Source organism: Agromyces albus (genome assembly GCF_030815405.1).
GTDB lineage: Bacteria > Actinomycetota > Actinomycetes > Actinomycetales > Microbacteriaceae > Agromyces > Agromyces albus_A.
In genome coordinates this window covers 3,048,853-3,065,601 of the sequence record NZ_JAUSWX010000001.1, presented here as the reverse complement: position 1 = coordinate 3,065,601, position 16,749 = coordinate 3,048,853, and the positions used below count along the sequence as shown (strand labels likewise).

At 68.7% G+C, this 16,749-nt stretch carries 15 protein-coding genes; 14 read left to right on the top strand and 1 reads right to left on the bottom strand.

Translation table 11 applies throughout. From position 1 onward, the window contains the following. Positions 1 to 47 precede the first annotated feature (47 nt). The 4 genes from QFZ29_RS14520 (at position 48) to QFZ29_RS14505 (ending at position 2,997) form a co-directional block, all read left to right on the top strand. Positions 48 to 560, top strand: coding sequence for a methylated-DNA--[protein]-cysteine S-methyltransferase (locus QFZ29_RS14520; protein WP_306894754.1), 513 nt, complete (start codon positions 48 to 50; stop codon positions 558 to 560). Positions 561 to 599: 39 nt separating this feature from the next. Further along, positions 600 to 809 (top strand): hypothetical protein, encoded by a 210-nt coding sequence (locus tag QFZ29_RS14515; RefSeq protein ID WP_306894753.1) that lies wholly within the window; start codon positions 600 to 602, stop codon positions 807 to 809. A 66-nt stretch (positions 810 to 875) separates the two neighbouring features. Continuing rightward, the gene (locus QFZ29_RS14510; RefSeq protein WP_306894752.1) at positions 876 to 1,328 is read left to right on the top strand and encodes a methyltransferase family protein; all 453 of its coding nucleotides are present in this window, start codon (positions 876 to 878) and stop codon (positions 1,326 to 1,328) included. 262 nt (positions 1,329 to 1,590) lie between these two features. Beyond that, on the top strand, positions 1,591 to 2,997 hold the full coding sequence (locus QFZ29_RS14505) for an HNH endonuclease signature motif containing protein (protein ID WP_306894751.1): 1,407 nt from the start codon (positions 1,591 to 1,593) through the stop codon (positions 2,995 to 2,997). Positions 2,998 to 3,288: 291 nt separating this feature from the next. Here the strand turns inward: QFZ29_RS14505 and QFZ29_RS14500 are convergent, their stop codons facing one another. Next, positions 3,289 to 5,394, bottom strand: a complete 2,106-nt coding sequence (locus tag QFZ29_RS14500; protein WP_306894750.1) for a glycosyl hydrolase 53 family protein — start codon at positions 5,392 to 5,394, stop codon at positions 3,289 to 3,291. 395 nt (positions 5,395 to 5,789) lie between these two features. Here QFZ29_RS14500 and QFZ29_RS14495 point away from each other — a divergent pair, with 395 nt between their 5' ends. The 10 genes from QFZ29_RS14495 to QFZ29_RS14450 all read left to right on the top strand — a co-directional run bounded on the left by QFZ29_RS14495 (position 5,790) and on the right by QFZ29_RS14450 (position 16,695). Beyond that, positions 5,790 to 6,167: a VOC family protein gene (locus tag QFZ29_RS14495; RefSeq protein WP_306894749.1), complete on the top strand. Its 378-nt coding sequence runs from the start codon at positions 5,790 to 5,792 to the stop codon at positions 6,165 to 6,167. Between the two features lie 47 nt (positions 6,168 to 6,214). Then, positions 6,215 to 6,907: a nucleoside/nucleotide kinase family protein gene (locus QFZ29_RS14490; RefSeq protein ID WP_306894748.1), complete on the top strand. Its 693-nt coding sequence runs from the start codon at positions 6,215 to 6,217 to the stop codon at positions 6,905 to 6,907. A 247-nt stretch (positions 6,908 to 7,154) separates the two neighbouring features. Then, positions 7,155 to 8,705 (top strand): S8 family peptidase, encoded by a 1,551-nt coding sequence (locus QFZ29_RS14485; protein ID WP_306894747.1) that lies wholly within the window; start codon positions 7,155 to 7,157, stop codon positions 8,703 to 8,705. 83 nt (positions 8,706 to 8,788) lie between these two features. Continuing rightward, positions 8,789 to 9,580, top strand: a complete 792-nt coding sequence (locus tag QFZ29_RS14480; protein ID WP_306894746.1) for a ZIP family metal transporter — start codon at positions 8,789 to 8,791, stop codon at positions 9,578 to 9,580. Positions 9,581 to 9,772: 192 nt separating this feature from the next. Beyond that, positions 9,773 to 11,098, top strand: coding sequence for an extracellular solute-binding protein (locus QFZ29_RS14475; protein WP_306894745.1), 1,326 nt, complete (start codon positions 9,773 to 9,775; stop codon positions 11,096 to 11,098). A gap of 199 nt (positions 11,099 to 11,297) precedes the next feature. Next, positions 11,298 to 12,152 (top strand): carbohydrate ABC transporter permease, encoded by an 855-nt coding sequence (locus QFZ29_RS14470; RefSeq protein WP_306896740.1) that lies wholly within the window; start codon positions 11,298 to 11,300, stop codon positions 12,150 to 12,152. Beyond that, positions 12,149 to 12,985 carry a carbohydrate ABC transporter permease gene (locus QFZ29_RS14465; RefSeq protein ID WP_306894744.1) on the top strand — a complete coding sequence of 279 codons (837 nt, stop codon included), beginning with the start codon at positions 12,149 to 12,151 and terminating at the stop codon, positions 12,983 to 12,985. Before QFZ29_RS14470 ends, QFZ29_RS14465 begins: the two co-directional genes overlap by 4 nt. An 82-nt stretch (positions 12,986 to 13,067) precedes the next feature. Continuing rightward, positions 13,068 to 14,411, top strand: coding sequence for a NosD domain-containing protein (locus tag QFZ29_RS14460; RefSeq protein ID WP_306894743.1), 1,344 nt, complete (start codon positions 13,068 to 13,070; stop codon positions 14,409 to 14,411). A gap of 79 nt (positions 14,412 to 14,490) precedes the next feature. Then, on the top strand, positions 14,491 to 15,546 hold the full coding sequence (locus tag QFZ29_RS14455) for a LacI family DNA-binding transcriptional regulator (protein WP_306894742.1): 1,056 nt from the start codon (positions 14,491 to 14,493) through the stop codon (positions 15,544 to 15,546). A 162-nt stretch (positions 15,547 to 15,708) separates the two neighbouring features. Further along, the gene (locus QFZ29_RS14450) at positions 15,709 to 16,695 is read left to right on the top strand and encodes a LacI family DNA-binding transcriptional regulator (protein ID WP_306894741.1); all 987 of its coding nucleotides are present in this window, start codon (positions 15,709 to 15,711) and stop codon (positions 16,693 to 16,695) included. Positions 16,696 to 16,749 lie beyond the last annotated feature (54 nt).

The window sequence follows — 16,749 nt, the reverse complement described above, 5'->3', positions numbered from 1 at the left end:
CTGCTCCTGGAGCTTCCATGGCGGCCCGACGGGGCGAGGATGGAGGCATGTCCCGCCGGCACGCCACGCTCCCGACCTCGCTCGGTGACCTGCTCGTGGTCGCCGACGCTGACGGGCTGACGGGGATCTACTTTCCGGGGCACTGGCACCCGCCGAGCGCTGATTCGATCGGGGCCGAGGTCGACGCGGCATCCGATGACCTCTTCAGGGAACTGGGCGAGCAGCTTGCCGAGTACCTCGACGGCCGCCGCACCGCCTTCGACCTGCCGACCGCCGCCGCCGGTGACGCGTTCGAGGAGGCGGTGTGGAGGATGCTCCGCGAGATCCCGTTCGGCGCGACGACCACCTACGGCGAGTTGGCCATGCGGCTCGGCGATCGCAATCTGGCGCGGCGGGTCGGGTATGCGGTGGGCCACAACCCGCTGAGCATCCTCGTGCCGTGCCACCGCGTCGTGGGCGCGAGCGGCTCGCTCACGGGGTACGCGGGCGGCCTCGAGCGCAAGCAATTGCTCCTCGAGCTCGAGGGTGCGGAGGTCGTGGCGCAGCGGCGGTTGTTCTAGTTGGCGTCCATCCCGAACCGGGCCGATACGCTCGGCAGCATGGCAACTTGGAACTTCATGGTCGTGTTCATCGGGATCATCATTGCGGCCGTCTTCTTCGGATTGCAGTACCTCGTGATCCGGTACGGGGTGCTGCATGCGTTGCGTGCCCACACGGTGTCGAGCACGACGGGCGTGTCGATCGTGTCCGCAGTGCCGCTGCGTCTTGCGCAGGTCAGCGAGGCTGAGGCGGAGCCGGGGCGCTCCTGAAACTCGGCCTCTTCCGCGCGTGACTGGCGCCCTGCCGGGAGGAAGATGGGTCACGAGGAGGCGACGATGACGGATCGCGCGAACTGGCTCGTGGTGGCGCAGTTCCTGCTCCTCGCGCTGTTGCTCTTGCCGGGCGATCCGCTCTGGAGCGAGACGTGGATCACCGTGCTCGCGGTCGTGCTCGGGCTCGTCGGAGCCGCCCTCGTGATCGCCAGCGCCACGGTGCTCGGCCGCGACCTCGTGCCGTGGGTCGCGCCGCATCCCGGTGCGCCGCTGCGCACCCATGGCGTGTTCCGATTCACGCGCAATCCGATGTACCTCGGGCTCCTCATCGCGACGGCCGCGTGGGTGTTGTGGCGTGGGCGCATCGAGCTCATCGTGGTGTGGGTGCTGCTCGCCGCGGTGCTCGTCGTGAAGGCGCACGTCGAGCAGCGGCGCCTCATCGACGCGTTCGGCGACGCGTATCGCGACTATGCCGAGCGCACGCCGCTGCTGCTGTTCGCGCGCGGCATCCGCTGACCGTCGATCCGGCGGCCGCGGCCGGCTCGATGAGCTGGCATTCCCAGAATGCACCTCGGCATCGTCCGAGCGTCGGATGGCGCCGCCGGTTGCGCTGACCGATTCCGAGTCGGCTGAGGTGGTTTCGCCCGCGTAGCGGGCGCTGCGAGATCGCCGTGGGCGCGACTTGTCCTCAACAGGCGCCGCGAAAGCGCACTTTTCCACAGCCTGATCAGGCATTTATAGCGATCCGAATGTCAGTGGTGCCGGGAAGAATAGACCCATGACCGGCACCCGTGAAGCGCTCGAGCAGCTCCGCTCGATGCTCGCCGACGTGCTCAGGTTCGACGACGCCTCCCGATACTCTGACGATGAGTTGCTCGTCACGATGGGCGAGCTGGAGGCGCTGGGTCGGCTGGTCGATGCGCATCGTGCCGCGTTCGCCGGTGAGGTGGCCGAACGGTCCCAGGTTGAGCTCGGTGAGCAGCGGCTCTCGGCGCGCAAGTCGTGTCGCTCCGCGGTGGAGCTGGTCGAGCGGGTCACGCAGGTGTCTGGCTTCGAGGTGCGGCGGCGTATCGCGCTAGGGTCTGCGACGCGTTCGCGTTCCGGTTTCACCGGTGAGCCGATCGGGGCGGCGTTCCCGATCGTCGCTGCCGCGCTCGCCGCAGGCGATCTGGGTGCGGATGTGGCGTGCACGATCATCCGAGAGCTCGACCGCACTCGTACTGTCGCCGACCCGATCTCGCTCGCGGCGGCCGAGCAAGCACTCGTCGCCGAGGCGACCGGTGGCGGCGACGGAGCGCCGGTGCGGTGCACGGCCGATGAGTTGCGTGTGCAGGCGCAGGCGTGGTCGACGTTCCTCGACCAAGACGGCCGCGAACCTGAAGATGAGCGGGCGATGCGGCGCCGAGGGTTCCGGTTGGGGCGGGCACGCGACGGATTGATCCCGGTGGCGGGTGAGCTGATGCCCGAGGTCGCGGCGAAACTGACGCGGCTCTTCGATGCGCATTTGTCGCCGCGCTCCGGCACCGGATTCATGACCGATGAGGAGCGGGCGGCGGCTGCCGAGTCAGGTGAGACCCGCAGCACCGATCAGCAACGTCACGACGTGCTCGCCGCGGTGATCGACACGGCGGCGCGTTCAGGCGAGCATCCGATGATCGGGGGCGCCGCGCCGACCGTTCTCGTCAGTGTCAGGGCTTCCGACGTCGAGTCCGGTCGTGGTGTCGCGCACGCCGACGGCGTCGAGGTTCCGATCTCGCTCCGGGCGGCTCGGCACATGATGTGCACCGGTGGCATCCAGAAGGTGGTCTTCGACGACAACGGCCGCATCATCACCCTCGGCTCGCCCGAGCGTTGCTTCACCCCGCACCAGCGTCGCGCGATCATCCTGCGCGACGGCGGATGCCTCATCCCCGGATGTTCGGTCCCATCCTCGTGGTGCGAGATCCACCACGTCATCCCCGACGTCGACGGCGGCCCCACCCATCCCGACAACGGCGTGCTCCTCTGCTGGTTCCATCACCGCACCATCGACACGTCGGGCTGGGGCATCAGGATGCTCCGCGGCGTGCCGCAGATCCGCCCACCGGCGTGGCTCGACCCGGGCGGCGGCTGGCGCGCCCTCACGAAATCCCCGACCCGGCTCGCCGACCAACGCGACCAGCGCGGCAGAAAGCCGGCCGCGTGAGCACGGACGACCCCGGTGGTTGAGTAGCGCCGGGCGTAGCCCGACGCGTATCGAAACCACACCCCGGTGGTGGAGTAGCGCTGGGCGCAGCCCGACGCGTATCGAAACCACACCCCGGTGGTGGAGTAGCGTCGGGCGAAGCCCGATGCGTATCGAAGCGGTCGGCCCGCTTCGAACAAAACCGTTTCGCAGCGATGGCCGGAAGCTGCGCGTGCTCCCGGCCATCGCCCATCAGGCCACCGCCCATCAGTACTCCGCCCGCACGGCCGGCGCGCGCGACGTCAGCTCACTTCACCTCAGCGGCTTGAGGTTCTTCACCGCCTTCTTCACGAGCTTCTTCGCGGCATCCGCATCGCTTTGCGTCGCCCGCGAGCCGGCAAGCACGACCTCGCCGATCGCAACCGCTTCGTCGAGCCTGGCGAGCGAGGCATCCGTCCACTTGGTTCTGTCGACGGATGCCGAAACGGCGAGCGCCGACTCGAGCGCCGACGTATCGACCGGATCGGCCGCGGAAGCCGCGACGAGACGCACGTCGTCGAACACGCCCCACGCTCCCGCCGAGAGCGCGAAGTCGGCGTGCACCCCGACGACGCCGTCGCCGCCGACGACCACGGTGGGCACGGTCGCGGTGTGGAACTCGTTCCACGCCGAGAACTGCAGCGGTGCGCTCCAGCTGCCCTCCGACGTCGCCGCCGACAGCGTGCGCTGGTCACCAGCGGGGCTGCCCGTGCCCTGCGTCGTGGCCTGCAGCGTGTAGGTGCCGGCGGGTACGCCCGCGAGGGTCTGCGACACCGACGTCGTGTATGCCTGCCCGCTCCAGAACGTCACCGCGAAGTCGCCGTCCGACCCGTCGGCGGTCTGCGTTCGAGCCGCGGGTCCGGTCAGCAACCACGCGCTCAGGTCGGCGCTCTCGAAGCTGTGGTTGCGCACGAGGTTCGCCGCCAGCACCGTTACCGCCGCGACGACGTCGAGACCGGTCGAGGTCTGCCCCGGGATCTCGTACACGCCCGGTCCGCGAATCCAGTCGACCGCACGGCTCCAGGTGACCGACGGATGCTCCGTGCTGCCGTCGTTGTAGGTGACCGTGATCGTCGTGGGCAGCGACACCGGCGCGGCATCCGTCACCGTCAATGCCACCTTCTCGACCGACACCACCTCGCGCGGTGCGACCGCACCGGTGCGCACGTATTCGAACGTTCGCAGCGATTCCAGCGGAGTGCCGTCCCATGCGAAGAGGGCCTGGTTCTCCCACGCCGAGCCGCCGAACCATTCGCCGACGTGCACCGGGTCGTACTCGTTCGCGAAGCTCGTCGCCCAGCCCGAGCCGTCGCGCTCCCACAGCGCCCGGTTCGCGTCGAGCTCGCTCGGCGGCCCGACCGGCAGCCACGCGGGCTCCCAATAGAACACGCCGATGCCCGCGTCGCCCACGGCCGCGACCGCGGCGATGACGTCGCGCAGCTGCGTCGCCTGCCCCTGCACGCTCGCCGGGTAGTCGTCGGTGATCGTGCCAGCGCCGATGACGTTGGGGTGCCCGTCGCCGTCTTCGAGCGTGTGCGCCCACGAGGTCTCGGCGACCATGACCTGCTTGCCGTAGGTCGTCGCGATGTCGCTGAGCACGATCGTGAGGTTCTCGGTCGAGCCGTGCCAGTACGGGTAGTACGAGCTTGCGAACACGTCGTAGTCGACGCCGAACTGCGCGAGGCCGGCGGCATAGGTCGCATAGCGGCCGGATGTCTCGGGGTTCGTGAAGTGCACCGCCACGAGCGAGTCGGGCAGCACCTCGCGCACGGCGGCAGTGCCCGCGGAGACCAGCGCCGCGAACTGCGCGTCGATCGCCCGGCCCTCGCGGGTGTATCCGGCGATCGCGTTGTTCGTCTCGTTGCCGACCTGCACCATGCTCACATCGACGCCCGCGTCTTCGAAGGACTGCAACGCGTCGGCCGTGAAGTCGTGCAGCGCCGTGACCGTCTCGGCGGGGGAGAGCCCCGCCCACGCCTTCGGCACGAGCTGGCGGGCCGGATCGGCCCAGAAGTCGGAGTAGTGGAAATCGACGAGCACGCTGAGGCCCGCCGCCGTGGCACGTTCGCCGATCTCCACGGCACGTGCAACGTCGACGGTGCCGCCGCCATAGCCGCGTCCTTCGGCATCGAACGGGTCGTTCCACACGCGCACCCGCACGCTGTTCACGCCGCTGTCGGCGAGCACGTCGAAGAGGTCGGCCGGCTGCCCGGCGGCATCGCGGAAGACTACGCCGCTCTCCTCGAGCGAGAGCACCGTCGACGCGTCGACGCCGTTCACGAAGTCGGACGCGAGCCCATCGACCTTCTCGACGAAGATGCCCGCCTCGACGGGGCCGTCGGTCTCCTCCGACCAAGCCGCCGACGCACCCGCGGGCACTGCGACCAGGGCGGCGAGCGCGACCGCGATGGCGACGACACCTGTTCTTGCTCTGCCGGTTGACCTGCCTGTTCTTGCTCTGCCCGCTCTTGCTCTATTGCGATTCCGCAAGTTTCTTGCTCCCTCTTCATTCGGCAGCCCTTCCGGGTCGCCCACCGGAGAGGCGAGGGCGTCCGCGGCGCTGCGGTGACGAGCAGTTCTCTGTCGAGACTGTGTGCGCTCCCAGTATTACCACATGCGATCTAGGTTGTGACAGTGTTGATGCGCTCATCAAGAGGGCAGTGGGCGGCTTGGAAACTCGGAGCGATCCCAGTGGGATGGCTTCGTCGGCCGCGCCGGACCATCCGTGGTTGCGGTGCCACTCGCCGTGTCAGGGGGCGTGGAAGCGTGAAGCCATGGCCAGACACCACCAACACGGCATTCCGATGAGCATCGACTACGTCGAGATCTCCGTCACCGATATGGCGGCCGCACGCGAGTTCTACGGCGCCGCGTTCGGGTGGGAGTTCAACTCTTACGGCGACGGGTACTCGGGCATCCGCACCGCGGCTGAAGAGGGAGCCGCCGAGGCGGGCGGGCTCGTCCTCGCCGACGAAGTGACGCGCGGGGGCCCCTTCGTGCTGCTCTACAGCGACGACCTCAACGCCACGGCCGCTGCGGTCACGGATGCCGGCGGCGAGATCGTGGACGGCCCCTATGAGTTCCCTGGCGGTCGCCGCTTCCACTTCGTCGACCCGAGCGGCAACGAGCTCGGTGTCTGGGCCGAGCAGTAGCGCCGCGGCTCCCGCGGCGAACCCTTGGTGTGCGAGATGCTGGTGGTATGCCAGCGAGCGCCCCGACCCCGACCCCTGACGCGCTCGAGGTGCTCGCCCGCCGGGCCAGGCGACTGAGCCGCGAGGCCTCAGGCGCTCGCATACTCATCGGCATCACCGGCAGCCCCGGTGCGGGCAAGACCACGCTGGCGCACGCGCTCGTGGCCCAGCTGAACGGCGGCGCGGCCGAGCCGCCGGCGGTGTTCCTGCCGATGGACGGGTTCCACCTCGCGAACGCGACCCTCGACCGGCTCGACCTGCGGCATCGCAAGGGAGCGATCGAGACGTTCGACGGATGGGGCTTCGTCGAGTTGCTCGAACGCGTGCGCCGCGACACCGATCACACCGTCTACGCGCCCGCCTTCGAGCGTCACGTCGACGAGCCCGTCGCGGGGGAGATCGCGATCGAGCCGTCGGCACGCATCGTGGTCGTCGAGGGCAACTATCTCCTGAGTGACGTCGAACCGTGGTCGCGTGTGCGCGAGCTGCTCGACGAGTCGTGGTTCTGCGACACGCACGACGACGAGCGGATGCATCGCCTCGTGCGCCGGCACACCGAGCACGGCCGCTCGCCCGAGGCGGCGCGCGAGTGGGCGATCGAGGTCGACGGGGCGAACGCGCGGCGCATCGCGCCCGCGCGCGAGCGCGCCGACCTCGTGGTGTCGGGCGACACGTGGGAGGCGATCGCCGAGCGGGCGTAGGCTGCCCGTTCGTCGCGAACCCTCGCCGGTGAACTCGGTGCCTGCCCTGAGGCCGACGACCGCTGTTGAGCGAAGAATGCCGCGTGGCGGCGGCATCCGCTCGCCGCTCTCACCGGCAGCCGCACGACTCGACCCGAACGCGCCGACGACCGCCTCGCGCATCGAAAGCGGGCAATCTCATGGGAATCATCAACGGCGCGCAGAACTGAAGCCCAGCCAGACGCCGGGCATCGCACCTCGCGTCCTCGTGAAAGTCGACGAGAGCGCGCGCTTCGACCACGGCGACATGGTGCTCGACAACCTCGCCTACGTCGCCGGCCTGCTCGCCGAGCGGCAGGACGCCATCGCGAAAGAAGCGCATCTCGAGTCCCTCGTCGGCGACGACGAACCGCTCGGTCGGGGGCGGCGCGCCCGGTTCGCACCGTGGGTCGCGATCAAGGTGAAGGATCCGGATGCCGCGGCGCAGGTCGCGAAGGACCTCGGCGCTCGTGACGGCATCAGGTCGGCCTACGTCGAGGGCGGCCCCACGCCGCCACCGGTGAACCCCGGCGACGACCCGCGCAGCGGCGACCAGGGGTACCTCGACGCAGCGCCTGAGGGAATCGGCGCACGGTGGGCCTGGACTCGCACCGACGGGTCGGGTGTCGGTTTCGTCGACCTCGAGCAGGGCTGGACCCTGAACCACGAGGACCTGGCCGCCGCAGGGATCACGATCATCTCCGGCGTGAGCAACGCCTACACGGGCCATGGCACCGCGGTGCTCGGCGAAGTGGTCGCGGTGGACAACGCCCGGGGCGGGCTGGGCAGTGCGCCCGAGGCATCCGCTCGAGTCGTTTCGCAGTGGCGTACCTCGACGTCGTACAGCACCGCAGCGGCGATCGTCTCGGCGACGGATGCCATGTCGCCCGGCGACGTGTTGCTGCTCGAGGCGCAGACCACGATGTCGCACTGGAGCGGCTACCTGCCCGTCGAGGTGGAGGACGCCGTGTTCGACGCCATCCGCGACGCGGTCGACGCCGGGATCGTCGTGGTCGAGGCGGGCGGCAACGGCGGGAACGACCTCGATGCCTACACGGATGCCGCGGGCCGGCACATCCTCAACCGCGACGATCCCGACTTCCGCGACTCCGGCGCGATCATGGTCGGCGCGGGCAGCTCGTGGGCGCCGCACTCTCGACTCGGCTTCTCGAACCACGGAAGCCGCATCGACTGCTACGGCTGGGGGGAAGGAATCGACACCACCGGCGACGGGTGGACCGGCACGTCGACGACCGAGTACACGAGCTGGTTCGGCGGCACCTCGGGCGCGAGCCCCATCGTCGCGGGTGCGGCGCTGCTGCTCCAGAGCTGGCGGCGAGCGGCGACGGGCACGACGATGTGGCCCGGCACCGTGCGCTCGTGGCTGAGCGCGAACTTCAACACCCCGAGCGCCGACCCCGCCGTCGACCGCATCGGCGTTATGCCGAACCTCCAGGAGATCTTCGCCGCGATCGAGCGCACCGACCGGTTCCGCCCGTTCCAGGATGAGTACCTGGAGTGGGGCTACATCCTGTTCGGCATCCTCGACGACGCACCAGGCGTGATCTGGGTGCCCGGAAGGGGCCCGGTCCCGGTCGATCCCGACTGGCGCACGATCGGTGCCCGTCACCAGCGCGCGCTCGCGAAGGAGCTCGCCCGGGAGTTGTCGCAACAGGGCGTGCTCATCGGCGCGGAGCAGCTCGAGAAGGCGACGAGTGCTGCACTGGCCGCAATGGTGGGGGAGCTCGCCACGCGCTCAGAGGAGCTCGCGCTTCGCTGAACGGGCGAAGCGCCACCCCCTTGCCGCCCCACCGGGCGAATGCCAGCATGGGTGCGTCATCGCACATCTGAGGGGAATGCCGGATGGGGACGGTCCTGCTCTTCGGCGCCGTGGCGTCGAGCGCCCTCATCATCGGGGCGGCCATCGGGGTGCGGTTCGAGCTCCCGAAGCGGCTGTTGGCGATGCTCCTCGCCTTCGCGGCCGGCGCGCTGATCACCGCGCTGACCTTCGAGCTCTTCGAGGACTCGTATGAGCGCGGCGGGATCTGGCGCGCCGGGATCGGCCTGTTCGTCGGCGCCCTGGTGTTCACCTTGCTCAGCGCGTTCCTCGACCGGTGGGCGCAACGTCGATCTCGCCCGAAGTCCGCCGATGAGTATCGCGGGAGTGTCAAGCTCGACACGGATGCCGCCGCGGCCGAGCGACCCGCGACCGCGGCATCCGTTCGGGGTGCAGCCGGCGTGGCGCTGCTGGCGGCGGTCACCCTCGACGGCGTACCCGAGAATCTCGCGTTGGGCATCTCCGTGCAGGAGGGGACCGGCGGCGTCGCGCTGCTCGCCGCCATCTTCGCCTCCAACCTGCCGGAAGCATTGGTGGGCGCGGCGTCCATGCGCGAGCAGGGCCGGCCACGGGTTCAGGTCCTCGGTCTCTGGAGCGCGTCCGCGGTGCTGGTCACCGCCGCGGCGGTCATCGGTGCCGGCCCGCTCTCTGGCAGCGACCCCGAGATCGTGTCCCTGCCGCTGGCGTTCGCCTCCGGCGCCGTGATCGCGTCGCTCGCCGACACGCTGATGCCGGAGGCCTACGAACACGGGGGTCCGGCCGTGGCGCTCAGCACGGCGGCCGGGTTCGTGCTGTCGTTCACGCTCTCGTTGGCCTGAGGCTGGGCACGCGGTGGCCGGCGCGGGCCGGCATCGTGCCAAAACGGCGTCCCCGGAGATTTTGGCAACGCCAGAGTCTTGACTCGCTGACAACGATGTCATAGCTTGTCGCCAAGACGTTTTGCCAAATCGTCTTGGCACCTCAGATCCTGCACAGACAACTTGCACAGACAACTCGAACGGAGTGAAGTAATGAAGCTTCGCACTCGCACCCGGTTCCCCGGCCGGCGCGCACGCGTCGGCATCGCCGCCGCGACCACGCTCATCACCGCCATCGCCCTCACCGGGTGCGGCGTCGGCGGTGGCGGAGACGCATCCGCCGATGCCGACACCCTCACGGTCGTCGTCGAAGGCGGCGGCAAGGCCGAACTCGAGCCCATCGCCGACCTCTACAAGGAGGAGACCGGCACCACGGTCAAGCTCGTCGAGCTTCCGTATGCCGGCCTCTACGACCGCATCTCGACCGAGCTCTCGAGCGGCAGCCCCACCTTCGACGTCGCCGCACTCGACGCGATCTGGCTGAGCGCCTTCGCCGACGGGCTCGCCCCGCTCGACGACCTCTACACCGACGACGTGAAAGACGACCTCTTCGGCGGCCTCGTCACCGAGGCCAAGGTGAACGACAGCTTCGTCGGCATGCCCGTGTGGACGAACTCCGAGATCCTCTTCTACCGCACCGACCTCTTCGAAGACCCCACGAACAAGGCCGACTTCGAGGCGAAGTTCGGCTACCCGCTGGCCGCCCCCACCGACTGGGAGCAGTACCGCGACGTCGCCGAGTTCTTCACTCGCGACACCGACGGCGACGGCCAGACCGATCTGTACGGCACGGATGTCAAGGGTGCCGTCGAGACCGAATGGCTCGCCACCGTGTCGCAAGCCGGTGAAGAGCACATGGTGCTCGATGCCGAGAGCGGCGACGTGACGATCGCGAGTGCGGAGCACCTCGAGGCGCTCGACTTCTACACGAGCCTGCTCCCGTACGCGCCATCCGGAGCCTCGCAGCTCGACTGGGCGGGTTCGCAGAACCTGTTCTACCAGGGCAACCTCGCCATGATGCGCTTCTGGGGCCATGCCTACCGCGCGACGCCCGACGACTCGGTCGTGAAGGACTCGATCGGCGTCGCACCGATGATCGCCGGCCCCGCCGGCATCGGCGGAGTTCCCGGTGCGTGGTACCTCTCGGTGCCGACCGCCGGCGCGAAGCAGGAGGCGGCGAAGGAGTTCGTGCAGTTCGCCTACGAGCACAACGACCTCTCGGCCGACACCTCGCTCGGTCTCGTGGCACGCAAGTCCGCGTTCGAGGCGAAGAGCGGCGAGGCCGGCTTCGAGAACTACCCGGCACTGCTCGACACCCTGAACGCGCCGCAGACCCTGCCGCGCCCGGCCACTCCCGAGTGGCAGGAGATCGTCGATTCGGTACTCGTGCCGATGCTCCAGAAGGCCGTCGAACCGGGGGCAGACAATGCCGCCCTGCTCGAAGAGGCCAAGTCGCAGATCGAAGCAATCATCCAGTAGTCCGATCGAACCACCGGCATTTCCAACCACTGGCAAGGACGTCAACGTGGAAAGCACCACCCAGCAGTCCCTGACCGGGGCGGTCGACCAGACCGCCCCGGGCGGGCCGGGCGAGCGGCGGCTCGCGGCATCCGCTCGAGGCCCCGGCCGGCCACGCACTCGCCGCCACCTCAGCGACCGGGCCTTCGCCCTGTTGCTCATGGCGCCGGCCGGCCTGTTCCTCGCCGGCTTCGTGCTGTGGCCGCTCGTGCGCTTCATCGCCGACAGCTTCTTCGAGATCTCGCCGATCGCGGGTGGCCCCCGCACGTTCGTCGGGTTTGCGAACTACGCGACGGCGTTCGCGTCGGAAGCGTTCCAGAACGCGTCGGTGCGCACCGTCGTCTACACGCTCATCGTCGTCGCCCTCGAGTTCACGCTCGGGCTCGCGGTGGCACTGCTCTTCTCCGCCCTCGGGAGCCGGTCGAGCGTGTTCCGCACGATCTTCATGTACCCGCTCATGATCGCGCCGATCGTCGCGGGCCTGCTCTGGCGGTTCCTGCTCATCGACAACTTCGGCATCGTGAACGAGTTGCTGTTCCGCGCCGGCCTCCTGCAGAGCCCAGACCAGATCCACTGGCTCTCCGATCCGAACATCGCCCTGTTCTCGGTCGCGATTCCCGACATCTGGCTCACGACCTCGTTCATCACGCTCGTGCTGTTCGCGGGCCTGCAGAACATCCCGGGCGACGTGATCGAGGCGGCCCGCATCGACGGGGCGCGGTATCCGCGATTGCTCTTCAGCGTCATCATCCCGCTGCTTCGGCCGGTCATCGCCGTCGCCCTCATCGTGCGCGGCATCGACGCGGCACGAGCGTTCGACATCATCCTCATCCAGACGGATGGCGGCCCACAGGGGAGCACCACCACATTGAGCCTCTTGATCTACCGCACCATGACCCGCTTCGGCGAGCCCGGCCTCGCGAGCGCGATGGGTACGGTCTACCTCATCGTCATGCTCGCCGTCGCCATCGCCGCGATCGCGCTCATCTGGCGCCCGGGAGGTTCGGCACGATGAACGGTCTCGAAACCCGCGGCAAGAGTCGCATCGTGCTGTGGGCGCTGCTCGCCGCGGCACTCATCCTCTACGGCTTCCCCTTCATCTACCTCCTGCTCACGTCGTTCAAGACGCCGCTCGAGGCGATCTCGGTTCCGCCCGAAGTGTTCCCGACGCAGTGGACGCTCGAGAACTACGTCTCGGCGCTCAGCCGCGAGGGCGTGCCCGCGGCGCTCGTCAACAGCGTCGTCACGGCGGTCATCAGCACGGCGCTCTCGCTCGTGCTCGCCGTGCCGGCCGCCTACGCCATCACGAGGTTCCGCACCCCGAGCGGTCGCGTCTTCATCGTCGCCGCACTCGTCACCCGCATGGTGCCCACGATCGCCGTCGGCGCCCCGCTCGTCGAGATCATGCGGAACCTCGGCATCACCGACACGTCGTTCGGCCTCGCCCTCGCACACACCACGATCTCGCTGCCGTTGTCGATCTGGCTCATGGCGAGCTTCTTCGAAGCGGTGCCCGACGAGCTCGACGAAGCAGCGAAGGTCGACGGATGCTCCAGGCTCCAGGCACTCTGGCGAGTCGTGATCCCCGTGGTCACCGGGGGCGTCGCCGTCACGGCGATCTTCGCCTTCCTCGCGTCGTGGAACGAGTTCCTCTTCGCGCTGCTGCTCACCTCGGTGCGCGCGCAGACGACGCCGATCGTCATCGCGAACTTCCAGAGCCAGTTCGGCCTCGATTGGGGCGGCATGACGGCGCTCGCCGCGGTGTACTCGATCCCCGTCATCCTGCTCACCCTCTTCCTGCAGCGCCACATCGTCGCCGGGCTCACGCTCGGCGCTGTCAAGGGATGAGCGACGGCACATGATCGGCGCGAACACAACGCACCTGCGCGGTCAAGGCCGAAGAGATCACGACACGAAGGGCGATCACGCCATGCCAAGCGTCAACTCCTACGACGTGACGACGTGGCCCGTCGGCAATGCGGCCGAGGACATCGGCGAGGTCATCAACAGCATCATCGCCGACATCAAGGCGCGACAGACGGCCACCGATGAGCACCACGGCGGCAAGCCCGGCGCGGTGATCTACGTACCGCCAGGCGACTACCACCTTCGTACGCAGGTGGTGATCGACGTCAGCTTCCTCAGGATCGAGGGCTCGGGACACGGCTTCGCCTCGTCGAGCATCCGGTTCAACGTCCCTGAAGACGAGTGGCCCGATCTGCACGAGCTGTGGCCCGGGGGCAGCCGTGTCGTCGTGGACCTTCCCATCGCGGGAGAGGTTGAAGAGTCCAAGGGCGCCGCCTTCGCCATCGAGCGAAGGGGGAGCCCCCGGATCAGCTCGGTCGAATTCGCGAACTTCTGCATCGACGGGATGCACTTCGACGGGGACGGCTCGGAGCTCCACCCGGCGAACACCTACGTCAACGGCAAGACGGGCATCTACGTCGGCAGCGCCAACGACTCGTTCCGCATCACCGGCATGGGGTTCGTGTTCCTCGAGCACGCGCTGACGATCTTCAACGCCGACGCGCTCTCCGTCCACGACAACTTCATCGCCGAATGCGGGAGCTGCATCGAGCTGCGCGGGTGGGGCCAGGCCTCGAAGATCACCGACAACCTGATCGGAGCCGGCTTCAAGGGACACTCGATCTACGCCGAGAACCACGGCGGGCTACTGATCACCGCCAACAACGTCTTCCCACGTGGCGCGAGCAGCGTCCATCTCAACGGCGTCACGCGTTCGAGCATCACCAACAACCGCCTGCACTCGTTCTACCCGGGCATGGTGGTCCTCGCGGCGAACAGCTCGGAGAACCTTGTGGCCACGAACCACTTCCTGCGCGACCAAGAGCCGTGGACCCCGTTCCTGGGCGTCGGGAATGGACTCGACGACCTCTTCGGACTCCTCCGCATCGACGGCAGCAACAATTCCGTGATCGGCAACCACTTCTCCGAGGTGGTCGACGCGGAGACCATCCGTCCGACCGGTGCGACCCCCGTCATCATCCGACTCGTGGCGGGAAGCGGCAACTACATCTCCAGCAATCACGTCGTCGCGATGGACGTGCGTACCGCGTCGAGCGACTCCTGCTTCTCGGCCCAGGTGGACGCCTTGCTGACGACCGAGGCTTCGGCCAGCCTCGCCGTCACGGCCGTGCGAGTCGACTCCGATTCGGCGCGGAACACAATCCTGGATTCCGGAACCGACGCCCAAGTCGTCGTCGACCGGGCCGCGAACGCGTTCAGGGCCACCCCGGCGATCCCCGCCGCGTAGGCAATCGCGACGCGCCGGGCGCGGGGTCGGGTACGGAGTGGTACGAAGGTGAGACGGTGAGATGAGAAACGGGAGACGGATGCCTCGCAAGCAGGTCGGCATACGCGACGTCGCGGCGGCGGCCGGCGTGTCGGTGACGACCGTCTCGCACGTGCTCAACGACACGCCCCACACTCGCACGAGCGACGAGACGAAGGCGCGCGTGCGCGAGGCCGCGGCCCAGCTCGGCTACCATCCGAACCGGCTCGCCCGTGGCCTCCGCACCCAGGCGTCGGGGATGGTCGGACTCCTCACCGAGGAGATCGCGACCACTCCGCACGCCGGCCGCATCATCCTCGGCGCGCAGGAGGAGGCGAACAAGCACAACCTCACGCTCGCGATCATCAACTCGCGCCTGAACACCGACCCCGAGGTCGAGGGCGTCCAGGTGCAGGCGTTCCTCGACCGACAGGCCGACGGCGTCATCTACGCGACCGTCTGGCACGACGAGGTCGTGCCGCCCGACGAGCTGCACGCGGTGCCGGCGGTGCTGATCGGCGCGCGCGACCGCGACGGCGAGATCCCGTCGGTGGTGCCGGATGAGCGCCGCGGCGCGGCATCCGTCGTCGACCTGCTCGTTCGGCAGGGGCACCGGCGCATCGCGTTCGCCGCGAGCTCGGTCGACGTGCCGGCGACGCGCGGCCGACTGCGGGGCTATCGCGACGGCATGCTCGCCGCGAACCTCGACCCCGACGAGTTCATCGTCGAGGCGATCTCCGAAGCGAGCGGCGGGTACGAGGCGACGATGGGGCTGCTCGACCATGGGCGCGACCCGGCCACGCGCCCGACCGCCGTGTTCTGCTACAACGACCGCATGGCGATGGGCGCCTACCGGGCAGTGGCCGAGCTCGGGCTGACCGTGCCGCGCGACGTGTCGGTCGTGGGGTTCGACGACCAGGACCCGATCGCCGCGAGCCTCTACCCAGCCCTCACCACTGTGGCGCTGCCGCACTACGAGATGGGCGCGTGGGCTGTCGAGACGCTCAACTCGCTCATCGAGCGGCGCGACGAGGCGGCCCTCTTGGGGGCGCATCCGGTGCTCCTCGAGTGCCCGATCGTGGAGCGCGCGTCGGTGGCACCGCCAAAGGGCGACTGAGGTCGGTCGGCGCAGGGCCGCCTGGGCACGCTTGACATCGTTGTCAGGGCTGTTGTATCTTCGATCTCATCGCAACTAACGCGCGTTACTAAATCGTTTTGGTGACAACGAATTCGTGAAGGTCGGTCGAAGATGACTCCGGTTCCCAGCCGCTCCGTGACGATGAGCGACGTCGCCGCCCGCGCTGGAGTCTCACGCACCACCGTGTCGTTCGTGCTCAACGGGCGCGACACGATCAGCATCCCGCACGAGACGAGGTCACGAATCCTCGCGGTTGCGGCAGAGCTCAACTACCGGCCGAACGCCGGCGCCCGCGCGCTCGCCTCGCAGAAGACCCACCTCGTCGGACTCATCACCGAGATCGTCACGGCGCCGTTCGCGGTCGACATCATCAAGGGCGCACAAGATCAGGCAAAGCTCGACGACCGCCTGCTCCTCATCAGCTCCTCCGAGGATGATCCGTCCGTGCAGGAGGCCGCGGTCGAGACGATGCTCGAGCACCGTGTCGAGGGGCTCGTGTTCGCCACCACGTGGCACCGGGCGGTGCGAGTTCCCGACGCCGCGGCATCCGTTCCCGTGGTCTTGGTCAACTGCTTCGATCCCGACGGCCGCTTCCCGTCGATCGTGCCCGACGAGATCGGTGGCGGTCGCACGGCCACGAACCGACTCATCAGTGCCGGCCACCGGCGCATCGGCTTCGTGAACCTCTATCCCGACATTCCGGCCGCCATCGGCCGGCGGGCGGGCTACGAACAGGCACTGGCAGAGGCGGGCATCCCGCTCGACGAGTCGCTCATCGTCAGCGGCCACGCCACGGCAGATCGCGGCTACGATGCCGTGTCCGCGCTGCTCGACCTGCCGAATCCCCCGACCGCGCTGTTCTGCGGAAACGACCGCATCGCGATGGGCGCGTACGACGCGATCAAGGAACGCGGCCTGCGTATCCCCCAGGATGTCGCCGTCGTCGGATTCGACAACCAAGAGCTCATCGCCGCGTACCTGCGGCCCAGTCTCACCACGGTCGCGCTGCCCTTCGAATCGATGGGCGCGCGCGGGGTGCACCTGCTCGCCGAGGCTTCGGCGAGCGAGGTCGCACGGCCTGTCCGTGTGACCGCGGAATGCCCGCTCGTCGAGCGGCACTCCGTCTGATCACCCCGGCGGCGCGACTGCGTCATCGGGTGCCTTCAAAGTCGAAGAGAGGTA

Excerpts from the sequence above, each read along its gene's own strand:
- QFZ29_RS14475 (WP_306894745.1), top strand. The coding sequence starts at position 9,773 with ATGAAGCTTCGCACTCGCACCCGGTTCCCCGGCCGGCGCGCACGCGTC.
- QFZ29_RS14460 (WP_306894743.1), top strand. The coding sequence starts at position 13,068 with ATGCCAAGCGTCAACTCCTACGACGTGACGACGTGGCCCGTCGGCAAT.
- QFZ29_RS14480 (WP_306894746.1), top strand. The coding sequence starts at position 8,789 with ATGGGGACGGTCCTGCTCTTCGGCGCCGTGGCGTCGAGCGCCCTCATC.
- QFZ29_RS14520 (WP_306894754.1), top strand. The coding sequence starts at position 48 with ATGTCCCGCCGGCACGCCACGCTCCCGACCTCGCTCGGTGACCTGCTC.
- QFZ29_RS14465 (WP_306894744.1), top strand. The coding sequence starts at position 12,149 with ATGAACGGTCTCGAAACCCGCGGCAAGAGTCGCATCGTGCTGTGGGCG.
- QFZ29_RS14455 (WP_306894742.1), top strand. The coding sequence starts at position 14,491 with ATGCCTCGCAAGCAGGTCGGCATACGCGACGTCGCGGCGGCGGCCGGC.
- QFZ29_RS14450 (WP_306894741.1), top strand. The coding sequence starts at position 15,709 with ATGAGCGACGTCGCCGCCCGCGCTGGAGTCTCACGCACCACCGTGTCG.
- QFZ29_RS14490 (WP_306894748.1), top strand. The coding sequence starts at position 6,215 with ATGCCAGCGAGCGCCCCGACCCCGACCCCTGACGCGCTCGAGGTGCTC.
- QFZ29_RS14470 (WP_306896740.1), top strand. The coding sequence starts at position 11,298 with ATGGCGCCGGCCGGCCTGTTCCTCGCCGGCTTCGTGCTGTGGCCGCTC.
- QFZ29_RS14515 (WP_306894753.1), top strand. The coding sequence starts at position 600 with ATGGCAACTTGGAACTTCATGGTCGTGTTCATCGGGATCATCATTGCG.
- QFZ29_RS14495 (WP_306894749.1), top strand. The coding sequence starts at position 5,790 with ATGGCCAGACACCACCAACACGGCATTCCGATGAGCATCGACTACGTC.
- QFZ29_RS14510 (WP_306894752.1), top strand. The coding sequence starts at position 876 with ATGACGGATCGCGCGAACTGGCTCGTGGTGGCGCAGTTCCTGCTCCTC.
- QFZ29_RS14505 (WP_306894751.1), top strand. The coding sequence starts at position 1,591 with ATGACCGGCACCCGTGAAGCGCTCGAGCAGCTCCGCTCGATGCTCGCC.